Origin of the sequence: uncultured Metabacillus sp. (assembly GCF_947503125.1) — a bacterium.
GTDB lineage: Bacteria > Bacillota > Bacilli > Bacillales > Bacillaceae > Metabacillus.
The window spans coordinates 83,589-104,876 of the sequence record NZ_CANNCR010000012.1 but is presented as its reverse complement, the minus strand read 5'-3'; the positions used below and the strand labels follow the sequence as shown (position 1 = coordinate 104,876).

16 protein-coding genes and 1 other annotated feature are annotated in these 21,288 nt (G+C 36.8%); of the genes, 5 read left to right on the top strand and 11 right to left on the bottom strand.

Translation table 11 applies throughout. The annotated features are described in order from the left end of the window. Positions 1–6: 6 nt before the first annotated feature. Both Q1B07_RS11030 and sppA read right to left on the bottom strand, forming a co-directional pair. Positions 7–534: an RDD family protein gene (locus Q1B07_RS11030; protein ID WP_299089179.1), complete on the bottom strand. Its 528-nt coding sequence runs from the start codon at positions 532–534 to the stop codon at positions 7–9. 14 nt (positions 535–548) lie between these two features. Continuing rightward, the gene (gene sppA / locus Q1B07_RS11025; protein WP_299089180.1) at positions 549–1,553 is read right to left on the bottom strand and encodes a signal peptide peptidase SppA; all 1,005 of its coding nucleotides are present in this window, start codon (positions 1,551–1,553) and stop codon (positions 549–551) included. A 153-nt stretch (positions 1,554–1,706) separates the two neighbouring features. Here sppA and Q1B07_RS11020 point away from each other — a divergent pair, with 153 nt between their 5' ends. Continuing rightward, entirely contained in the window at positions 1,707–2,510 is an 804-nt protein-coding gene (locus Q1B07_RS11020) for an NAD kinase (protein WP_299089318.1), read from the top strand. A 60-nt stretch (positions 2,511–2,570) separates the two neighbouring features. On the opposite strand, the gene Q1B07_RS11015 is transcribed toward Q1B07_RS11020, so the two are convergent. From Q1B07_RS11015 to ezrA, 6 genes are all read right to left on the bottom strand, one after another. Then, the gene (locus tag Q1B07_RS11015; RefSeq protein ID WP_299089181.1) at positions 2,571–4,166 is read right to left on the bottom strand and encodes an amidohydrolase; all 1,596 of its coding nucleotides are present in this window, start codon (positions 4,164–4,166) and stop codon (positions 2,571–2,573) included. Between the two features lie 119 nt (positions 4,167–4,285). Then, positions 4,286–5,869 carry an acyl-CoA synthetase gene (locus tag Q1B07_RS11010; RefSeq protein ID WP_299089182.1) on the bottom strand — a complete coding sequence of 528 codons (1,584 nt, stop codon included), beginning with the start codon at positions 5,867–5,869 and terminating at the stop codon, positions 4,286–4,288. Between the two features lie 543 nt (positions 5,870–6,412). Further along, on the bottom strand, positions 6,413–6,625 hold the full coding sequence (locus Q1B07_RS11005) for an alpha/beta-type small acid-soluble spore protein (protein ID WP_046517455.1): 213 nt from the start codon (positions 6,623–6,625) through the stop codon (positions 6,413–6,415). A gap of 88 nt (positions 6,626–6,713) precedes the next feature. Beyond that, positions 6,714–7,913, bottom strand: coding sequence for a tRNA uracil 4-sulfurtransferase ThiI (gene thiI / locus Q1B07_RS11000; RefSeq protein WP_299089188.1), 1,200 nt, complete (start codon positions 7,911–7,913; stop codon positions 6,714–6,716). A gap of 4 nt (positions 7,914–7,917) precedes the next feature. After that, complete coding sequence (locus Q1B07_RS10995) at positions 7,918–9,063, bottom strand: cysteine desulfurase family protein (protein WP_299089190.1); 1,146 nt, start codon at positions 9,061–9,063, stop codon at positions 7,918–7,920. 281 nt (positions 9,064–9,344) lie between these two features. Continuing rightward, complete coding sequence (gene ezrA, locus Q1B07_RS10990) at positions 9,345–11,042, bottom strand: septation ring formation regulator EzrA (protein ID WP_299089191.1); 1,698 nt, start codon at positions 11,040–11,042, stop codon at positions 9,345–9,347. 407 nt (positions 11,043–11,449) lie between these two features. Between ezrA and hisJ the strand changes: the two genes are divergently transcribed. Further along, complete coding sequence (gene hisJ / locus Q1B07_RS10985) at positions 11,450–12,256, top strand: histidinol-phosphatase HisJ (protein WP_299089193.1); 807 nt, start codon at positions 11,450–11,452, stop codon at positions 12,254–12,256. On the opposite strand, the gene refZ is transcribed toward hisJ, so the two are convergent. Next, positions 12,239–12,889 carry a forespore capture DNA-binding protein RefZ gene (gene refZ, locus Q1B07_RS10980; RefSeq protein ID WP_299089195.1) on the bottom strand — a complete coding sequence of 217 codons (651 nt, stop codon included), beginning with the start codon at positions 12,887–12,889 and terminating at the stop codon, positions 12,239–12,241. The two genes, hisJ and refZ, sit on opposite strands and share 18 nt — an antisense overlap. A 120-nt stretch (positions 12,890–13,009) precedes the next feature. Between refZ and Q1B07_RS10975 the strand changes: the two genes are divergently transcribed. Next, a complete protein-coding gene (locus Q1B07_RS10975; RefSeq protein ID WP_299089197.1) occupies positions 13,010–13,489 on the top strand; it encodes a GAF domain-containing protein in 480 nt (159 codons plus the stop codon). A gap of 35 nt (positions 13,490–13,524) precedes the next feature. Here Q1B07_RS10975 and Q1B07_RS10970 read toward each other — a convergent pair whose 3' ends face one another. Continuing rightward, positions 13,525–15,330, bottom strand: coding sequence for a diguanylate cyclase (locus Q1B07_RS10970; protein WP_299089199.1), 1,806 nt, complete (start codon positions 15,328–15,330; stop codon positions 13,525–13,527). 427 nt (positions 15,331–15,757) lie between these two features. Here Q1B07_RS10970 and rpsD point away from each other — a divergent pair, with 427 nt between their 5' ends. Further along, positions 15,758–16,360 (top strand): 30S ribosomal protein S4, encoded by a 603-nt coding sequence (gene rpsD, locus Q1B07_RS10965; RefSeq protein WP_299089200.1) that lies wholly within the window; start codon positions 15,758–15,760, stop codon positions 16,358–16,360. A gap of 225 nt (positions 16,361–16,585) precedes the next feature. Here the strand turns inward: rpsD and tyrS are convergent, their stop codons facing one another. Next, positions 16,586–17,848, bottom strand: a complete 1,263-nt coding sequence (tyrS, locus tag Q1B07_RS10960; protein WP_299089201.1) for a tyrosine--tRNA ligase — start codon at positions 17,846–17,848, stop codon at positions 16,586–16,588. An 81-nt stretch (positions 17,849–17,929) separates the two neighbouring features. Next, positions 17,930–18,153: a binding site (T-box leader), on the bottom strand. Positions 18,154–18,342: 189 nt separating this feature from the next. Here tyrS and Q1B07_RS10955 point away from each other — a divergent pair. After that, entirely contained in the window at positions 18,343–21,234 is a 2,892-nt protein-coding gene (locus Q1B07_RS10955) for a transglycosylase domain-containing protein (RefSeq protein ID WP_299089203.1), read from the top strand. Positions 21,235–21,288 lie beyond the last annotated feature (54 nt).

Below are 21,288 nucleotides of genomic sequence, written 5' to 3'. Positions count from 1 at the left end.
AGCTGATTATTCAGCAGGCTTATCTTCACTCTTTTTTATAAATAACTTCTCATGGATTACTTGTGTATCTGCAAATATATCGTGAAGTCCTTGTTTCTTTGGGGTAAACGCAACAATGAGATAACCGATCCATATCGTTTTCGATATATAACGGCCAATTAATTCCCGAAATAAAATTGTCCCCCAATTTAACGTTTCATCTTTAGCAGAAATAACTTTAATTCCAAAAACCATTTTTCCTAATGTTTGATTAAGATTTTTTGTCATTAATACAAAATAGGCGAAAAAAATCACCGCTGTTGCAATTGAAACGGGAGAAAACATAAATGAAGTATTGGTATCTAGACCAAGTAACTGAAATACCGGGTAAATAATAATACGATTTACGCTTCCAATAACAAGCAGGTCGATTATATATGCCCAAAAACGGATCCAAAACCCCGCTTGTAAATAATTGTAATCACTTACCTTTTTTATATGAACAGATTCATAAGGCAACTCTGTATTCTTTGCTCCTTCATAAGTAGCGTCCACTTTTTCATCCCTCCCTATTCAGAATATAGGTACATTAATCTTGGAGAGTTTGAGTTTGACAGCAGCTGATATAAGCTTGATAGTTCTGCATCTTCTTTAAAGACCTTGCTAACACTCATTGATAGGAATGATTCAAGACCTAGTGCTGTTCCATATTCAACGACTTGTGGATCCTCTAAATCAAGGTCCTTTTTCATTGCGGCTACCACATCATCAAAATAACCAAGCTCATCAATTAGCTTCTTTTCCTTTGCTTGTCTTCCATCATAGATACGTCCGTCCGCCACTTTACGGACTTCCTCCTCTGATAACGGCCTTCCCTCTTTAATCACTTGAACAAAGCCATTATAGGCATTGTCAACCATTGTTTGAAGAATTTGTCTTTCCTCATCTGTCATTGCGCGTGTTGGTGAGAAAATATCCTTATAAGGACCACTCTTTATCGTTTCAAATTTAACCCCATACTTTTCAGCTAATTCCCCATAATTAATCGACTGCATGATGACCCCTAGTGAACCTGTAAGGGTATCTGGAGCAGCGAAGATTTTATCTGCTGCAGTAGATATGTAATAACCACCTGATGCTGCCTGAGTCCCCATAGATACGTACAACGGTTTTTTACTTTCTTCCTTTAGCTCCATAAGCTTTTTATGAATTTCCGCACTTTCCACTACACCTCCGCCTGGTGAATTAACTCTAAGAATGACACCTTTTACACTTTCATCCTCACCAGCTGCCTCCACCATATCTAAAAAGGTTTGGTGATGATAGCCTGCTGTACTAAAAAAAGAGGTAACATCTTCCCCCGTATCTTGGATAACACCACTTACATCTAATACGAGAATTTTATCAAAGGAAGATCCTTCATCAATAATTTCCTCTGAAAAGCCAGAGGTTGTTGCAAATGCTTCTTTAAACATTTCACTTTGGTTAATAAACATCATAGTTGAGCTGATAATAATCGAAAAGACGAATAATACACCAGCTATTGCTAATGCTCCCCAGCGTTTACCATTCATTAAGTTTGTCTCCTCCTTATACATGAACTGATATGATATGATTTACATAGCTTTTAACATTTAATTATGTAAAAGTGGTAAACTAAATAACATAGAGTATTGTAACACTTTCAAGGAAAAAAGTGGAGATTTTACCTATATTGAGGAGGAATCATTGTGTCAGATCGTCGTAATGTTTATTTTTTCTACAAAAAAGAAGATAAGCTAATAGAGAAAATTCAATCTCTAATTGATTTTGCAAGGGAACATGAATTTCGCGTAGTTGAAGATCATGCACAAGCTAATATTATTGTAAGCATTGGCGGAGACGGTGCCTTTTTACAAGCTGTTCGAAAAACAAACTTTCGATCAGACTGTTTGTATGTTGGAATTGGAATTGATGATACATTGAGCTTGTATTGTGATTTCCACCTTGATGACAGACAAAAAATGATTCAGGCAATGACTGAATCAACAATTGAGGTAAGACGCTATCCTGTCTTAGAAGTAAAGATAGATGAAACGACCATGTTTAAATGCCTGAATGAATGTTCCGTTAAATCAAGTATTATTAAAACGTTTGTTATGGATGTATACATAGATGATCTTCATTTTGAAACATTTAGAGGAGACGGCATGCTGATTGCGACTCCTACAGGCAGTACAGCATATAACAAATCTGTAAATGGAGCAGTTGTCGATCCGATGCTGCCATGTTTACAGGTGAGTGAGCTGGCCTCCTTAAATAACAATCTATATCGTACACTCGGCTCATCATTTATTTTAAGTGACAAAAGAAAATTAATATTAAAAATTGTACAGGATGGCAATGACTACCCGGTCATTGGAATGGATAATGAAGCATTAAGCATTCAAAATGTGAAGCAGCTGGAATTCGGGTTAAGCGAGTTCCCGATTAAAACGGTAAAGCTGAAAGATAATTCATATTGGGAAAAGGTAAAAAGAACGTTCTTATAAACCTCTTCATCCCGCAAAAAATAAGAGGAAGCAGCGATCTGCTTCCTTTTTACTTGTTACTTATTCTTTGCTTTCAGTTTGATACATAATTTCATTATCTACCACAGTCATCACGACATTTGTTGTTAATAAATCCTTGTCTGCCACCTCAAAAATATCCTGATCAAATACGGTAAAATCTGCTTTAAAGCCTTGCTTGATCATTCCAAAATCATGTGAATGATGAATAGCGTACGCACTTCCTTTAGTAAAAAGTTCAACCGCCTCGTAAACTGAAAGCTTTTGTTCAGGATTATAACTTTTCCCTGATTGTTCATACAGACTCGTTCTTGTCACTGCAGCATAAATACCTAATAGAGGATCAACTGGCTCTATCGGCGCATCAGACCCGCCAGCACAATGGATTCCTTCTTTGAGGAGGGTTTTCCATGCATAGCATGTATCCATATGTTCTTGTCCAATTCGCTCAATCACCCAAGGAAAATCACTTGCGACAAATCGCGGTTGAATATCTAAAATGATTGGAAGCTGTTTTGCTTTTTCAATTAACTCTTTTCTTAAAATTTGGGCATGTATTAAACGGTCATGCTGTCCCTTAAGCGGCGGATGCTCTTCAATAACATCCAGTATCCAATCAAACGCTAAATCGCCGATGACATGAACTGCTACTTCCATTTTGTAAGACCTTGCTTTTTTGACGAGTTTAGCTAATTCAGCCTTTGAATGAATTGCCACTCCTGATGTGCTGGGATCATCTTTATATGGAAAACTTAACAGCGCAGTTCTTCCTCCTAAAGCCCCATCAGCAAAAATTTTCATAGCACCAAATTCGCCATACTGTCCAATTGTTCTTTCTTTTTCCTTGAATTCATCAACAACCTGATGATGGACAAGAAGATGGGTGCGAAATTTTATCCCTTTGCTTAAAACATTCTCGAAAGCACCTAACGTATTATCTAAACTGCCATAATAAGATAAATCCTCAGAATGAGCACCAACAAGCCCCTTTTTCAGGCAATCTTGGATTGATATTTCAAGGGTTAGTTCCAGCTCTTCCTGGGTCGGAAAAGGTGTTACTTGATAAATAAGCTCCTGAGCCTGATCCAGTAAATAACCAGTCGGTTCATTATTCTCATCTCTAACAATAACGCCTCCTTGCGGGTTAGCCGTATCAGCAGTAATTCCAGCAAGCTTTAAAGCCTGTGAATTAGCGATAACCGCATGTCGGCAAATTCTTTTCAGGACTACCGGATGATCCGGGGCAACTTCATCCAATTCCGTTTTATGAATAATTTTTTGGTCAGCTAATTGATTTTCATTCCAGCCTTCTCCAATTACCCACATACCTTTTTTCAAGTCCTTGACTCTCTGTTTAATCCTGTGTATTATTTCCTTTGAGTGTGTAACTTTAGAAAGATCCAGTCGTAATAGCTTTTCACCATGTCCAATTAAATGAAGATGACTATCGACAAGGCCCGGGATCATCGTCCTTCCATTTAAATCATACTTCTCCTTAAGGTCCTCTTTGTATTTTTCTACTAATTTTTGATACCTTCCTGTTTCAATAATACAGCCATTTTGAACATATACTGCTTCAACTTTTTCTCCTTCATTTTCTAACGTATAGATGTTTCCACCGAACCATAATGTACCCAATACCATTCCTCCAAAAATTTATTTCTATCAGCATGGTACCATAATGCATAACAGATCAAAAAAACCAGGCAATATCCTGGTTTTTTTGATCTTGTTAAAAATATATACATAAGTGTGAGTTACGCTTGTTTCAATTCAAGCTCACTCTGCCTTAACTCAATCCTGCGAATTTTGCCTGAGGTTGTTTTCGGTAATTCATTAATAAATTCAATTTCCCGCGGATATTTATATGGTGCGGTCAACTCTTTCACATGTTCCTGTAAAGTTTGAATGAGATCAGCATTGGTTTTATGAGAAGGATCGCGTAACACTATATACGCTTTTACAATATTTCCCCTTATTTCATCGGGGCTTGCTACTACCGCACATTCTTTTACTAACGGATGTTTGACAAGTGCATCCTCTACCTCAAATGGACCGATTGTATAGCCGGAGCTAATGATAATATCGTCACTTCTGCCTTCAAACCAAAAATAACCGTCTTCATCCATTTTTGCCCTGTCTCCTGTAATATAATAATCTCCTCGATACTGCATCGCCGTACGTTCAAAATCCTTGTAATATTCTTTAAATAAAGCTGGTGTATCCTTATGGACGGCAATATCTCCAACTTCATTTATTCCACAAGGCAGACCATCATCATTAATAATGATAACATCATTACCTGGTGTTGGTTTCCCCATTGATCCAGACTTAATTTCCATTTCCTTCATAACACCAACTAGAAGAGTATTCTCTGTTTGGCCATAGCCATCACGTACCTTTACATTAAAATAGCGCTGAAACGTATCAATTACTTCACGATTTAAAGGCTCACCGGCAGATACAGCACTATGAAGATTTGCAAGAGAATAGTTTTCCAGTTTCTCAACCTTTGCCATTAATCGATATTCGGTCGGCGTGCAGCATAATACATTTACTTTGTACTCATCTAACAGCTTTAAATATTTCTCGGGTTCAAATTTCCCATGATAAACAAGGCCAGTTGCACCTGATCCCAACACAGATAAGAACGGACTCCAAATCCATTTTTGCCATCCCGGTCCAGCCGTTGCCCAGACAGTATCCTGTTCATTTATACTAAGCCAATTTTTTGCTGCTGTTCGTAAATGGGCAAATGCCCACCCATGTGTATGTACGACACCTTTCGGATTCCCGGTTGTGCCAGATGTGTAGGATAAAAATGCCATACTATCTGATTTTGTCTTTGCTATGTCCATTGATGTACTTTGATTTGCCATAAGATCGTCTAAAGAGAGCCAATCCTTCTCATTTCCATTCACTACTATCTTTATGAGTTGATCATATTCTTTAATCTGCTTAAACTCATTTGTATATAAACCGTAGCTGATGACAGCTTTAACATCTCCATGTGACACTCGATATTGTAAATCCTTTGTTCGCAACATTTCAGAGCTAGGAATTACGACTAAGCCTGCTTTTAAAGCACCTAGATAAACAGCATATGCTTCTATAACCCTGGGAATGACAACAAGAACTTTATCGCCTAATGTTAATCCCACATTAATTAAAGCGTTTCCAATTTGATTTACCTTATGTAATAATTGCCGGTAGGTAATCTCCTTTTTTTCACCTTGTTCACTTTCCCATAACAATGCAACTTTTGTTGAATCTGCTGCATACTTTTCAAATTCTTCTACAAGGTTATAGCTTAATGGTGCAAGTAGTTCTTCCCTTACCATTGTTCCCCCTCCTTCATGTTTGTACAATAATATTATACCTAATAGTGTCAATATTTTAAATATTAACTAAGAAGCGGAAGCGCCTCGAACAGCCCCGACAAGCATAAGACGCTCATGAATAGAAGGCGTTCTTTGCATTCAATTCTAAATTTGCTAGACTTGCGAGGCTAGGCGCTGGAGCTAGAAATCAAGACTATGTAAAAAAGCTTTTCTTTCCACGATAATAAAAAAAGCGCAAGGCGCTATGCATTCGGAAACAAGCATAAGGCGAACAGGAATAGAAGGTGTTCTTTACCTTCAATTCCTGTTTGACTAGACCCTAGAGGCAGTCAAAAACTAGGGCGGCCTTATCTCTTAACTGCACTTGCACGTCCTGTGCTTCGCCGATGGCGCCTGGAGCTAGATTCAGAAACGCAAGCTATGTTAAGAAAATATATAAATTCTGGTATTACAACCAAAACCCACAGAATGTGAACTTTTGCAACGATACAATGAAAAGAGCGGGGATCTCCCCGCCCTCAGTAGCCATTATTTATTCATTTATTAACGTTGAACAGAACCGCTCATTTGTTGTTGAGCAAAAGATACTAAACGTTTAGTGATTTCACCACCAACAGAACCGTTAGCGCGTGAAGTAGTTTCAGCACCTAAGTTAACACCGAACTCAGTAGCGATTTCATACTTCATTTGATCGATAGCTTGTTGTGCACCAGCTACTAGTAATTGGTTAGAGTTGCTTGATCTGTTTTGTGCCATGTGTATCACCTCCTTGTGAGTATAGATTGTGTAAATACACATGGCTTCATTCATCATTATTTTTGGTAATTGTTAGCAACTCTTGTTTTTAAAAAAGATTGCTGAATTCGTCCTTTTGTTCCTTCGTGACAGTGATGGTTTCAACATTGTTTATTGCTTCATCAACGAGTTCATCAAAATCAACGAAACTTTCAAAACGTGAAACTTTATGAAGCTTTGGTTTCGTTTTTGGGTTTGCAGGTGTAAAAATTGTACAGCAATCTTCAAAAGGGCGAATTGATATATCATGAGTACCTATTTTTTTAGCAATTTCAATGATCTCTGTTTTATCCATCGTAATTAACGGTCTTAAAATAGGAGTGCTGGTCACATCGTTTATTGCAACCATGCTTTCTAATGTTTGACTTGCCACTTGTCCAAGGCTTTCACCTGTTATTAATGCAAGTGCCTGCCTGCTTTCCCGCAATTTATCCGCAATTTTCAGCATCATTCTGCGCGTAGAGGTCATCGTATAATTTTCAGGGACTTGCGCTTGAATTTTTTCTTGTATTATTGTAAATGGAACAATATGCAGTTTTATGCTTCCACCGAAGGCGGTCAACTCCTGTGTTAAATCAATAACCTTTTGCTTTGCACGTTCACTAGTATAAGGCGGGCTAAAGAAGTGGATAACTTCTAATTCTACTCCCCGTTTTAATGATAAGTAACCAGCAACAGGGCTATCGATTCCGCCTGATAATAAAAGCATGGCTTTGCCGCTGGAACCTACTGGTAAACCACCTGCTCCTTTATAATCATAACAGGTTAAATATGTAGCCTCACTTCGGACCTCAACTCGAAGGTTAATGGTCGGGGTTTTTACATCAACTGTTAAATAGTCTGTATTTTTAAGTATATGACTTCCAATTTGGTAATTTAATTCGTTTGTATCAAGCGGAAATTGTTTGTTTGCCCGTTTAGCGGTTACTTTAAATGTATCATTCGGCTGATAAAGACTTTTGATTGCTTCTAATGCAGATTCTTTAATTTTCGTTATCTCACTTTCACATTTAATCGCTAAACTGAATGATTGGATACCAAAAATGGATTTCAGCTTTTCAACGATCACTTCATGATCCTCGTCATGTAAATGAAGATAAAGTCTATCGCGTGTACTTTCATATCCTAAGTTGGGATAATCTGCTAGTACCTCTCTAATATTTCGTTTTAATCGGTCAACAAATTTTTTTCGATTACGTCCTTTAGTAGATATTTCCCCAAATCGAATTAATATGTGATCAAATTTCATTTTATTACCTCATAACCTTTGCTAATTTTTCGATCCCCTTTGATAATGTCGTAATAAAAGGAGGGATGATTTCTTCATTTTGTTCAAGGGATAAACTTACCCGTATTGCGCTTTTTGCAATCTCCTGTTGCTTATTCATTGCTAGCAGGGTATTACTTATGGCTTTTCTTCTTGATGAACAAGCAGATGTTGTTGAGACAAAGATGTTATGCTCCCCAAGAAAATGGATTAGTACCTCTGCCTTCACTGCTGGCACTGAAAAATTTATGATATGTGGCGCGGCATTCTTTTGTGGTGTATTGACAACGACTCCATCTATATTCAATAATTCTGTTAGAAGTTTATCGCGAGTTTGTTTCAGTGTTAAATACTGGTGTGCGGCATTTTCAGTTGCCATTCTAAGTGCTTTCGCTAAGGAAACGTTTCCTGCAAGACTTTCCGTTCCTGACCTTAACTGCCGTTCTTGAGAACCACCCGAAAAAAGAGGAAGAAGTTGAACTCCCTCCCTTACATACAAAGCACCCGTTCCATTTAATCCATGAAATTTATGACCTGAAATCGTACACAAATCAATATTTGCTTTTTTTATATCTAAAGGTACCTTTGTTATTCCTTGCACATTGTCAACATGAAATAAGACGTTAGAATTAGGTTTTAACATTTGGCCAATCTCCATTATCGGCTGGATCGATCCTACTTCATTATTTACATGCATAATTGAAACAAGAATAGTATCGTCACGTAATGCTTTTTTCATGTGTTCAATTGAGACGAAACCGTCCCCATCAACAGGGAGATAAGTAACCTTAAATCCAAAGGCTTGTTCAAGCTGCCGAAACGTTTCTAAAACAGATGGATGCTCCACCATTGATGTGATTAAATGTTTTCCTTTATGTTGATTCGCTAGTGCAGCTCCTTTTATTGCAAGATTATTTCCCTCAGTACCTCCAGAAGTAAAAATAACCTCTTGCTGTTCCACTCCTAATAGTAGAGCGACTTGTTTTCTTGACTGAATAAGCAGCGACTCTGCCTCACTACCAAGCTTATGTAAAGAAGAAGGATTGGCAAAATAAGCTTCTGTTACTTTTGAATATGCTGATATAACCTCTGGATAAGGCATCGTTGTCGCACTGTTGTCTAAATACAACATCTTGTTTCCTCTCTCCATATGTAAGTTAGAATTTGATTAATTCCTAGTATAATTTCACTTTATACAGTTTGTTATCTTTTATATTTAGGTTGTAATAATACCATATCAAAAACAGAAATAAAAATATAGAGCTAGGCCTAGAGCTAGACACCAAGACTAAGTGCTAAGTTATGCTTTATCTCTAAACAAAAAACAGGAATGCCGAATGAAATGACTATGTAAGCAGTCCTAATTGCCTTCATCATAGTACATTTCAATTAGTCATCCCTGTCTTTTAAAACTTAACTGCGTTTTTCCTCATCAATCATTTTTTGTATTTTTTGTAAAGAGCCAGGTTCAACTTGCTCAAGAGCTGCGGCTGCCGTTTCTAATGATTGGTTGTATTCATATTTTCTAAAGAGCTTTTCTGCCTCTAAAAATTTTGCTGCAACCTCAGGATTTTGATTACGATATCGATTGCCATATTGAATCACTTGTTCAACCAGATAAACCTGTTCAATCAATTCATTCGCAACATGCTTTAACGTTTCAACGGATTGGACCGCTTCTTCCAACAATTGATTTACAACAAGCATATTTAACGGAAGTTCATCCAATTTTACAGTTACCTTAGAAACCTCTTTTTTAGCTTTTTCAATTAATTCAACAAAATCAGCAGGTAATCCAGGTATGTTGCTATGGTGAACTGCCCTGCTAGATTCAAGCAACACTTTTTTCAGATGATTCAATTTTTCACGTGCTTGAAGCTCATCCTTTCTTAACATTTGAAGCATTTCCCTATATTCATTATGATCTTCAAACAGCTTATTAATTTGTGTTTCTATTTCTTGCAACTCTTCCTTGATAATTGAATGAGCAACATGGTCAGTTTGTAAATTTTGCTCAATATGTGTGAATTTCTTTTCAATTTGCGAAAGCTGTTTTTCAATTAGCTTTTGCTTATCAAGCTCTGTTTCAGACAATTGATAGCTTTGCTTAACAAGGTCAGTCTCTTCTATCGTTGCTGCTTTTTGTTCCGCAAAATCAATTAATTTACGGTTTATTGAATCTTTAGTTTGTTTTACAAAATGATGGGCTTCTACTTCATTTTCTAATAGATCATAAATGGTATCGATTGATTCTTGTGTTGCTTGAAGACTTTCTCCAATATCCTCAATGTCTGTATCTTCTATTTGTTTCCGGTATAACTCCAATTGTTTATTAAATTTTTCAAGCTCTGCTTCTACCTGAATATGTTCAAGATAATAGCCATTGGCTTTCATTTCCTTATAGCCTTCTGCTAATTCGCTTAACAGATTAGGCAATGTTATATTACATTCGGTTAAAAGCTTAGGGATTTCATTTATTTTTTCTTGGAGAAGGTCAAGCTCTTGCTTTAGCTTCACTAAAATATCCCTGGCAGATAAATAATTTCCTTCATTCGTTTCCGAATCAAACTTCTTTAACTCCTCGGAGATTTCTGTTAATTTCTCCTCTAATTTAACATGTGCCTTGCCAAATTGGTGGCTGTGAGCAATTAATGTCTTTTTTATTTTTTTATATTGCTGTTTGATTTCTTCACTTTCAATCTTGTTTTTTTCCTCACTGAAGACTAACTCATTTATTTCTTCAATGATTTTATCGATATTTTCATCAATTGTTTTTAGTACTGTTTCAATATGCTGAAGAACATTTTTAGCTTTCGTAAAACGATATTTATCAGATAAATCCTCAGCATCAAAAAGAAGTTCCTCTACTTCTGGAAGCTGCGTAGTAACGATTTCATCCCATTCACTTCTCCATTGCTCAAACAGCTTTTCTGCCTGCCCGACCATTTTTAATTCCTTCACCTTAGATAATTCATCTACTATAGACCGATTCATGATTTCAATTTTCCATGCTTCTAAGCGATCAACATCTTTATAAATTTTTCTTCTAAACATGTATCCTGTCCCAAAGAGAATACATACTAAAAGAATTAATCCAATAATAACTTCCATAATGAGCCCCCTCGTTGTTACACAAAATCCTCATGACAGGAAAAAAACTCCCCACTGATGAAAGTTTTACAACATCATGCTGATAAGCGTTTTTCGTAAATCTATGTATAAATGAAACATTCATATTTCATAACGTTTGAATTTCAAATAAAAAAAGAAAATACCTTCAACATCTTTTTCTACTGAAAAAGGTCCCTATCATTTAAGCATCACATTTTTAATGTTATTTCAATGTATTTATGATACCATGTAAACGACATTTTTTGACCAGAAATTTTAATTTTTTTACATTATTTGTACTCGATTGTCAAGTTAGCCACGTAAGCAAGGATTTAACTAATAATCAAGCAATAAACGGTTTCAATATTCATTTTTAAACCATTTGTTATGAAAGGATGATGACGAAGATGAAAAAAGATGGACATGTTCATTCTCCCTATTGTCCGCATGGGACAGCTGATCGACTAGAAGAATATATCGAGCAGGCAATAAAAGAAGGGTTTGATTGTTTAACCTTCACAGAGCATGCGCCACTTCCAATCAAATTTAAAGACCCTACGCCTGATGAAGACAGTGCCATGAAATTAGAAGATATCGATTCTTATCTTTCAGATCTAAAAATTTTAAAAGAAAAGTATCGAAACCATATCAAGATCAACATCGGGTTAGAAGTAGATTATATCAAGGAATATGAACACGAAACAAAACGGTTTCTAAATCAATACGGTAAATTTCTCGATGATAGCATTCTTTCTGTTCATTTCTTAAAGCTGAAAGATACATATTTCTGTATGGATTTTGACGAGAAGATATTTGGTAAAATGGTTGAATTTGCCGGTTCCTTACAAGATCTTCATTATGCCTATTATCAGGAGGTATTACATTCGATAAAAAGTGATCTTGGTCCCTATAAACCTAAGCGCATTGGGCATCTAACATTGGTTCATAAGTTCCAAAAGCTTTATCCGATTACATTCCCGACTGAATCTATTATTTCAAAGGTGCTTCAAGCGATAAAGGATCATGGATTAGAGATTGATTTTAATGTTGCTGGATTAAGAAAAGAATTTTGCGGGGAAACGTATCCAGGAGAAGCAATTGCTAAATTCGCACAAAAACAAAAAATCCCTCTTATCTATGGCTCAGATGCCCACAGTGCAAGGGATGTTGGGAAGAATTACTCGCATTATGATCAATTAACGAACGGCAGCTAAATTTCCTTCCAGAGTTAGATTCTCTGCCAGCAATGAGTTAAGCCAAATTTTTAATTCTTTATAATATTGATGAACAAAATAGGCTTCGTGCGGTTGGATATGAAGAACCTCACTCATATATTGCGGCTGCAAATATGGCATATGCAAAAGGCTTCGTAATTGGATAATCATATGTGGTACAAAACCTTTTCGAATAGATCCTTCCTCTATCCCTTGTTCAATGACAGCCTTGATGTAATATTTTTCCTTCGTTAAATAGGTCGTCATTACTTCACGAATAAGGACAGAATCCACTGTCACTTCACGGTATACAAGTCTTGAAAGTTGACGGTTCTCGTGTTGATAATTTAATATATCTAAAATAGTTTTACTTAAGACGATGTGGGCATTTCCGTATTTTAAATGGGCATAATTATCTTCAATTACTCGAATATACTCCTCATAATATTGAGAGACAAGGTATTCGAGTAAACCGCCCTTCCCTTTAAAATAATAGGAAATATGAGCAACATTGACATTTGCGCGATTGGCAATTTCCCTCACAGACGTACCTGTAAAGCCTTTTGAATTAAATAAATAAATCGCTGCATTAAGAATCTTTTGCTTCGTATCACGTGATGGTTGTTTTGTCATTAGGATCACCTCCGTTCTCATATAACTATACATTCCATTAATAGCGCTAGATTCCTTTATCATTCGCTCGACAAAGTTCTGATGACTTTGTTAATTCTTAGCTAAAGGTAGGTAATGACGATGTTTCATGTCGAAAAATATACAGGCAGTAAAGAAAAACAATATCAATTAATGATTAAACAGCTGAAAGCTCTTTTAGACGGTGAAGATGACCTGATCGCAAACTTATCGAATGCATCAGCATTATTAAATCAATTTTTAGATGATATAAACTGGGTAGGCTTTTATCTTTTAAAAGAAGATCAGCTTGTACTAGGACCTTTTCAGGGATTGCCAGCTTGTGTGCGCATTCCATTAGGAAAAGGTGTATGCGGTACAGCAGCAGTAAACAAGAAAACAGAACGCGTTGCCGATGTTCACCAATTTCCTGGCCATATCGCCTGTGATGCTGCTTCCAATTCAGAAATTGTTGTTCCACTTATAAAGAATAATGAACTAATCGGCGTTTTAGACATTGATAGTCCAAACAAAAATCGATTTGATGAAGTTGACGAAGCTTCGTTAGAGGAATTTGTTAGGACTTTAGTTAACTATATTTAGAAACAAAAAAAGTGAGCAGCCCGCTCACTTTTTTTTCATACCTGTACCATAACTTGATTTTTCCCTTCATTTTTTGCCATGTACAATGCCTTATCTGCTCGGCTAAAAAGCTGTTTAAAGCTTTCCTTCATCACAGTATTCCAATAAGATACCCCGCAGGATATGGTGATTGTCGGATTTGTATTCTCTTTTACCCGTTTCACTATTCTGTCCGCAACCGTTATTCCTACATGCAAATCTACTTGCGGAAGATAGATTGCAAGTTCTTCACCACCCCATCTCGCGCCAATATCGTTCTCGCGTATATTACTTTTTATGATATTGGCAACTTGGACAAGGATATCGTCACCAATTTGGTGACCAAACGTATCATTAATCATTTTAAAATTATCAATATCAATTAAAACAAACGTTCCTTGACGATCCATTTTCATAGAATTCTCAATAAAACTAGTAAAGTACTTACGTGAATACAGTTGGGTCAAATGATCTGTTTTAACTAATGTTTCCAATTCTTCTCTTAACAAGGAATTTGTCAGTGCAAGAGTTGAATGATGAATAAGTGATTGCAGCAATTTAAACATATCAAACGAAAAATGATAAGGAGTTTTATGAAGAACTAGAGCACATCCTTTAAAATTCTCGCTCTGAACCATCGGTACAGCCATAACCGAAGAAAATGAAGCATTTTTTAAGAAGTTTGTAATATCACCGATGAATAATCCTTCCAAATCCTTTTCGATTTTTCCTTGAACATACTCAATATAAACCTTAGCCTCGTCTTTATGAAAAAAGCTCGTACTTCCGGGAAAAATGTGGACAGAATGATTGGGAGCAAGATAGAAAAAACCAACTTCATCGGCATCAAATGAATTCATAATACTTTGTACCATATAATTCATTGTATCTGCTAACCTTAAATTCTTATTTAAACGATGAGTTGTTTCATTAATCAGCTGTAAGTCTTTTATTAATCGTTTGGATTGCTCATACAATTGAGCATTTTCCAACGCTTTACCAGCTGCATTGGCTAGCATTGTGATAAAACTTTCATTATGATCCCCAAGCTCCAGGCTCTCATTTGCAATAACTTGCAATACACCATATACGCCTTGTTTCCCGATTAATGGGGTATAGAGCTTTGTTTGATTCTTTTTTTTCTTCTTTATCAGCTGTGCATTCCCTGTGACATAAGCCTCCATCGCCAGCTCATTACCTGTTTGATGGTCAAAATCCAAGTTTTTGATCGGTATATTTCGAAGGTTCTCATGATCCTGTGATAAAAATAAATGGAAATGATATCCATAAAACTTTTTTTGTAAAATCGTCATCAATTCCGTAAGGACATCTTCTTTATTCATAATAGAGTGCAATTTATCAGTTAAATGATACAACTGCTCAAATTTATGTTCATTTCGTGTCCTTTGAACCGAATTAAAACAATGGCTATAGAAGGATGAACAGGCTTTTGCTATTTCGTCCAATACCTTGTCAGAATAATGATTAGCTTCTAATTCATTCAACTCTATTAAACCATGCAGCACATTATCATGAAATACTGGAATGAAAACTTGCTCTCCATTAACATAACATTCGCCCTCAATAAAATCGTGTGGTATAAAGTGAATCGGACCATAGTTTGATTTCATATATGGTGATACGTAAGTTAACATATCATGTATCGGAAGGAATACAGCTTGTTCTACAGATAGTTCCTTTTTCATAACAAATGTTAACTTTTCGATTATTTCATTTACTGAATACTGTTGGTGATTGTTACTTACATATTCAAAAAATGCACTTTTTATTGACATTACAACAATTTGATCATAATCACCCATATATCTCACCCACACTATCAAGCCACAAAAACGTGACTTATTTACTATAAATAAAAGAATTTCCATTTCATTATATCATAAAATCCGCTCATATATTTGTATAAAGTTGGAAAGTTTTTCATCCTCCATACTTCCCATTTTCCAAAAATTAGTTTGTAAAAAGCCATAAATATTTAATACTTTTATCCCTTTATGTAAAGGCTCTTGACTTTATACATGGAAGATCATATAATGTTCGTTGTGTATAAAATATGCAGCCTATTGATGAAGCAATCTTGATTTCATTTTGTTCCCCTTTTCATCAAGGAGGTGTATCGAGTAACTCTATGCTGCTGGAGCGAGGATACATGAAAACAAAATGTGCAAAATTGTGCAGTCAGTCTGGTTTTTATTTTATGCAAAATAAAAACATAAAGGAGGAGTTAGCATGGCTCGTTATACAGGCTCAAGCTGGAAACTCTCTCGTCGTTTAGGTATTTCTTTAAGCGGTACAGGTAAGGAATTAGAAAAGCGTCCATATGCTCCAGGACAACACGGTCCAGGACAGCGCAAAAAAATCTCTGAATATGGTTTACAATTACAAGAGAAGCAAAAGCTTCGTCATATGTATGGTGTAAATGAGCGCCAATTCCGTAACCTATTCGATAAAGCTGGCAAATTAGCTGGTAAACATGGTGAAAACTTCATGATTCTTCTTGAATCACGCCTTGACAACGTTGTTTACCGTTTAGGTTTAGCTCGTACTCGCCGTCAAGCACGTCAAATCGTTAACCATGGTCATATTCTTGTAGATGGCGGACGTGTAGATATCCCATCTTACCAAGTAAAACCTGGTCAAACAATCACTTTACGTGAAAAATCCCGCAACCTTGACATCGTTAAGGAAGCAATCGAAGTAAACAACTTCGTACCTGATTACCTAACATTCGACGCAGACAAATTAGAAGGTACATTCACTCGTTTACCTGAACGTTCTGAATTACCTGCTGAAATTAACGAAGCTCTTATCGTTGAGTTCTACTCTCGTTAATAAAAAAATCCTGGCCATTTGGTCAGGATTTTTTTATTAAGAAAAGAACAAGCGCCTTGCTCAGCTTAGGCAAATAAGACGCTCATAATTAGAAGGCGTTCTGAGTGGTTAGACCCTAAAGGGGCGAGATGCAGGAGCTAGACACAAAAACTAGGTTAAAATTTTACCTTTCGAAAAAAGAGCTGTCCCTACCTGAGACAGCCTCCATTTTATTTAATACGATCATTATACATATCGAATGAGAAAATACTTTTTCTTCCCTCTGCGGATGACAGTATACTGTCCATCAATTTTATCTTCCTCTGAAAGAATCTTTGCCAGATCTTGAATTCGCTCACCATTAATATAGATAGCACCATTTGTAATATCTTCTCGCGCTTGACGCTTTGAAGGTGAAATTTTCGCTTTGATCAGTAGGTCAACCAAACCAATTTCTTTTTCTTCAATGTTTGTAGATGGTACATCCTTAAATCCTTCTAAAATTTCATTGCCTGTTAATTGTTTAATATCCCCGCTGAATAATGCGGCAGAAATCTTAATGGCTTGTTCTAATGCCTCTTCGCCATGGACAAGTTTGGTTACTTCTTCAGCTAGCGCTTTTTGCGCAAGGCGTTTTTCTGGTGCATTTTTTACTTCTTGTTCAAATTCCTCAATTTCTTGTTTTGAAAGGAATGTAAAGTATTTTAAGTATTTTACCACATCACGGTCATCTGTATTAATCCAAAATTGGTAAAACTCATATGGCGATGTTTTTTCACGATCCAACCAAATCGCTCCGCCTTCTGTTTTACCAAATTTTGTACCATCAGCCTTTGTTACTAAAGGGATTGTTAATCCAAATGCCTTCGCATTTTCCTCTGATTTACGGATTAGCTCCAATCCAGCAGTAATATTTCCCCACTGGTCACTTCCGCCAATTTGCAACTTACAGTCATTGTTTTGGTATAGCTTTAAGAAATCAAACGATTGTAAAATCATGTAGCTAAATTCTGTAAAGGAAATACCTGATTCAATTCGTGTCTGAACAGAATCTTTTGCAAGCATGTAATTAATGCCAAAGTTTTTCCCGACATCTCGTAAGAATGAAATAACATCAAGACTGCCAATCCAATCATAGTTATTTACAATAATAGCTGGATTTAACTCTGCCTCGAAATCAAGGAATCTTGATAATTGTCCTTTAATTCGATCTGACCATTCCTTTACAATATCAGCGGTATTCAATGTACGCTCAGCTTTCTTTCCACTTGGATCGCCAATCAATCCCGTAGCACCGCCGACAAGTGCGATTGGATGATGACCATGCTGTTGAAATCGTCTTAGCGTTAAAACAGGAAGTAAATGTCCAATATGAAGGCTATCTGCGGTTGGGTCAAAGCCGGAGTAAAGCTTTAGTTTCCCTTCTTCTAATGATTTGGCAAGACCCTCTTCATCTGTTACCTGGTTGATCAAGCCTCTAAATTGTAAATCATTTAATAATTCACTCATTATTTGGTTCTCCTTTACTTATTATATTCTTGTCTACAACCCTTTATTGTTAGAACGGACGCCAAAAAGCCCCTTCATTAATGAAGGGGCGAAAGTTTCGCGGTACCACCCTACTTAGGACTGTGTCATTACTAGATCCTCACTCGGTCATTTAACGGTTAAACCGTCTTTTTCTACTCGGGATTCCCTTTCAAAAAAGAAGCTCATGGACGTAATTCATGGACAATCTATATGCTGATTTCCACCAACCATCAGCTCTCTATAACAGGGAGATCTCCACTACTAAAACCAATCTTAGCCATTTCTTATATTGAATTAACTACATGCATTTTACCCATAATCTAGGCCGAAAGTCAATACCGGGAATAAATCATCGACAAAAAAATCCATATCTTCTTGGCATAGCAGAGCCCTTGACCATCCCTTTTGACAAAACCATACAAAATTTGCGTTTTCTTATGGTATAATATTTAAGATTTGGGGGGGATTGCATAATGAAAAAAAAGGATGAAATACTTAGGCGCTTCTCACCTTTCACGAACAAAGATTTAGCAAGAAACTTTCGGATATCTTATAACGTTATCGGAAATCTTTTCTTATTATTCCTTGTGATTGGGCTCATTGGTGTTTGCTTTGCCGGGGGTGTTGGTGCTGGATATTTTGCTTCATTAGTAAAGGATGAACCGATTCGTTCGTATGAAGCATTGAAAAACGATATATACAATTATGAAGAAACATCACAGATTTATTTCGCAAACAATGTCTATCTTGGGAAATTAAGAGCAGACATTGATCGTGAAGAAGTAAAATTAGAAGATGTATCACAACATTTGGTTGATGCTGTCATTGCCACAGAGGACGAACTTTTTTATGAGCATGATGGTGTTGTACCAAAAGCAATCATGCGAGCTCTGTTTCAGGAGTTTACAAATGCACAAGTTCAAACAGGCGGCAGCACCCTTACACAGCAGTTAATCAAAAATCAAATTTTAACAAATGAAGTATCTTTTGACAGAAAAGCAAAAGAAATTCTCCTTGCATTACGTCTAGAAAAATTCTTTGAAAAAGAGGAAATTATTGAAGCTTATTTAAATGTAACAGATTTTGGACGTAATTCAAACGGACGAAATATTGCGGGAGTCCAAGCAGCAGCAAAAGGTATTTTTGGTGTTGATGCGAAGGATTTAAATATTCCTCAATCAGCATTTATTGCTGGCTTGCCGCAAAGTCCGTTCGGCTATACGCCATTCTCAAATGATGGCGGTACTGTGAAGGATAACCTCGATCCAGGTATTAACCGAATGAAAACTGTTTTAAAGCGGATGTATGCCGGTGGGTATATTACAAAGGCTGAATATGAGGATGCTTTGGCCTATGACATACGAGCCAATCTAACACCTAAAAAACCTTCTGCAATTGATCAATATCCTTTTTTAACATATGAAGTTGAAGCTCGTGCAAAGGAAATTATCATGGTACAGCTTGCGAAGAAGGATGGGTATACAGAGGATGACCTGAGTAAGGATGAAGGGTTAAGAAAACAATATTATGCATTAGCAGATCAAGGGATTCGACATAAAGGATACCGAATTCACACAACAATCAATAAAAACATATACGACAAGATGCAAAAAGTTGTGGCAAATTATAAATATTATGGCAGTGCCAAGCCTGAAACGATTAAAGATCCTGATACAGGAGAAACGAAAGTGGTCCAAGAACCAGTCGAAACTGGTGGAGTTTTGATTGAAAATATCACCGGAAAGATTATCAGCTTCGTAGGAGGACGTGATTTTAACCGGGAAAACCTAAATCATGCCACACGTGCTGAACGACCTAATGGTTCTACAATGAAACCACTTCTTGTCTATGCACCTGCAATGGAATTAGGAAAATCACAACCCGGATCAGTAATTGCAGATGTTCCATTTTCATTAGGATCATGGAGACCGCAAAACTACGGCGGCGGCTACCATGGATTAACAAGTGCTAGGACAGCCTTAAAGCATTCCTATAACATTCCAGCTGTTAAAACATACTTATCAATTATGGATCAAAAGCCGCTATCATATTTAGAAAAAATGGGTTTTACAACTCTTCACGAAAAAGATTATAGCGCCGCATCCTTGAGTCTTGGTGGAATGACAATCGGTGTGACGGTTGAAGAAAACGTTAATGCTTACACAACCTTCGCCAATAAAGGGAAGTTTATTGATGCTTATATGATTGAAAAGATCGAAACAAGTGACGGAAACGTTATCTATCAGCACGAGAAAACAGAAGCAGATGTATTTTCCGCGCAAACAGCATATTTAACGCTCGATATGATGCGTGATGTCATTAGCAGCGGAACAGCCGCTTCCTTAAATGGCTATCTATCATTCAGTGCGGACTGGGCAGGAAAAACCGGTACTGGTCAAGATTATCAAGACGCATGGTTCGTTGCCACAAATCCGAATGTAACATTTGGAACATGGATTGGGTATGATACACCAAAGCCGCTGGAGCAAAATTATAAGGGGATGTCTTACAGTAAGCGGAACATCTTATTATGGGCTAAATTAATGAATGCTGCTTATGAAGCGAACCCAGAACTGATTGCACCAAAAACTCGTTTCCAAAGACCGGACGGTATAGTTTCAAGATCATATTGTACATTAACAGGTGAACTGCCGTCAGATCTTTGCCAAAAGGCCGGCTTAGTTGCATCAGACCTCTTTAATGCTAAATATGTTCCGAGAACAGTTGATGATAGCTTGACAAGCGGGAAGTATGTCGTTGTAAAAGATCGAGCATATAAGGTCCCTTCATCAGCACCGGCAGAATTTGTTCAGCAAGGTGTTATGCTGAAGAAAGAAATTCTTAAGAAGCATGGTATATCAAGTGTCAGTGACTTACAACGATTATTACCTAATTCATCGAAATTAGGAAACCTTGTGATAACCGAAGGAAATGAAATTGCTGATAATGGATCATCTCCAACAAAGGTAAGCGGGATTTCTGCCAGCGGTACGAAACTAAGCTGGAAGGCTAACCCTGACAATGATGTTATTGGCTATCGTGTATATGCAGCAGCAAATTACTCTACAAGTTATAAAAAAATCGCTAGTGTTCCAGGCTCTAGTTCCTTGGCTGTCTCAGTCGGTCAATCACCAGCAGCTTATTATGTTGTAGCAGTCGATGTAGCAGGCCGCGAATCAGCACCATCAAACATTATCAAAATTGGGGCATATGCAGAGAAAAAACCTGTTTCTGTACCACCAGCAACAACAGGTGCTGCTAATAAAGAAACAAAAGAAAACAAACCACCTGCTCCACCACCAAAAAAAGAAACGCCTGTTACAAAACCTGCTTCTACTGATAATAAGCCGCCAAGTGCGACTTAGTAATACACAATGTGGCTGTCTAAAAAGTCCATTTTAGTGTAATATAACTCAAAA

Bases quoted from the DNA above. Each gene is read 5' to 3' on its own strand.
- Q1B07_RS10955 (WP_299089203.1), top strand. From the start codon at position 18,343: ATGAAAAAAAAGGATGAAATACTTAGGCGCTTCTCACCTTTCACGAAC.
- Q1B07_RS10970 (WP_299089199.1), bottom strand. From the start codon at position 15,330: ATGGGTGATTATGATCAAATTGTTGTAATGTCAATAAAAAGTGCATTT.
- tyrS (WP_299089201.1), bottom strand. From the start codon at position 17,848: ATGAGTGAATTATTAAATGATTTACAATTTAGAGGCTTGATCAACCAG.
- Q1B07_RS11010 (WP_299089182.1), bottom strand. From the start codon at position 5,869: ATGGTAAGGGAAGAACTACTTGCACCATTAAGCTATAACCTTGTAGAA.
- hisJ (WP_299089193.1), top strand. From the start codon at position 11,450: ATGAAAAAAGATGGACATGTTCATTCTCCCTATTGTCCGCATGGGACA.
- Q1B07_RS11005 (WP_046517455.1), bottom strand. From the start codon at position 6,625: ATGGCACAAAACAGATCAAGCAACTCTAACCAATTACTAGTAGCTGGT.
- Q1B07_RS10975 (WP_299089197.1), top strand. From the start codon at position 13,010: ATGTTTCATGTCGAAAAATATACAGGCAGTAAAGAAAAACAATATCAA.
- Q1B07_RS10995 (WP_299089190.1), bottom strand. From the start codon at position 9,063: ATGTTGTATTTAGACAACAGTGCGACAACGATGCCTTATCCAGAGGTT.
- sppA (WP_299089180.1), bottom strand. From the start codon at position 1,553: ATGAATGGTAAACGCTGGGGAGCATTAGCAATAGCTGGTGTATTATTC.
- rpsD (WP_299089200.1), top strand. From the start codon at position 15,758: ATGGCTCGTTATACAGGCTCAAGCTGGAAACTCTCTCGTCGTTTAGGT.
- thiI (WP_299089188.1), bottom strand. From the start codon at position 7,913: ATGAAATTTGATCACATATTAATTCGATTTGGGGAAATATCTACTAAA.
- ezrA (WP_299089191.1), bottom strand. From the start codon at position 11,042: ATGGAAGTTATTATTGGATTAATTCTTTTAGTATGTATTCTCTTTGGG.
- refZ (WP_299089195.1), bottom strand. From the start codon at position 12,889: ATGACAAAACAACCATCACGTGATACGAAGCAAAAGATTCTTAATGCA.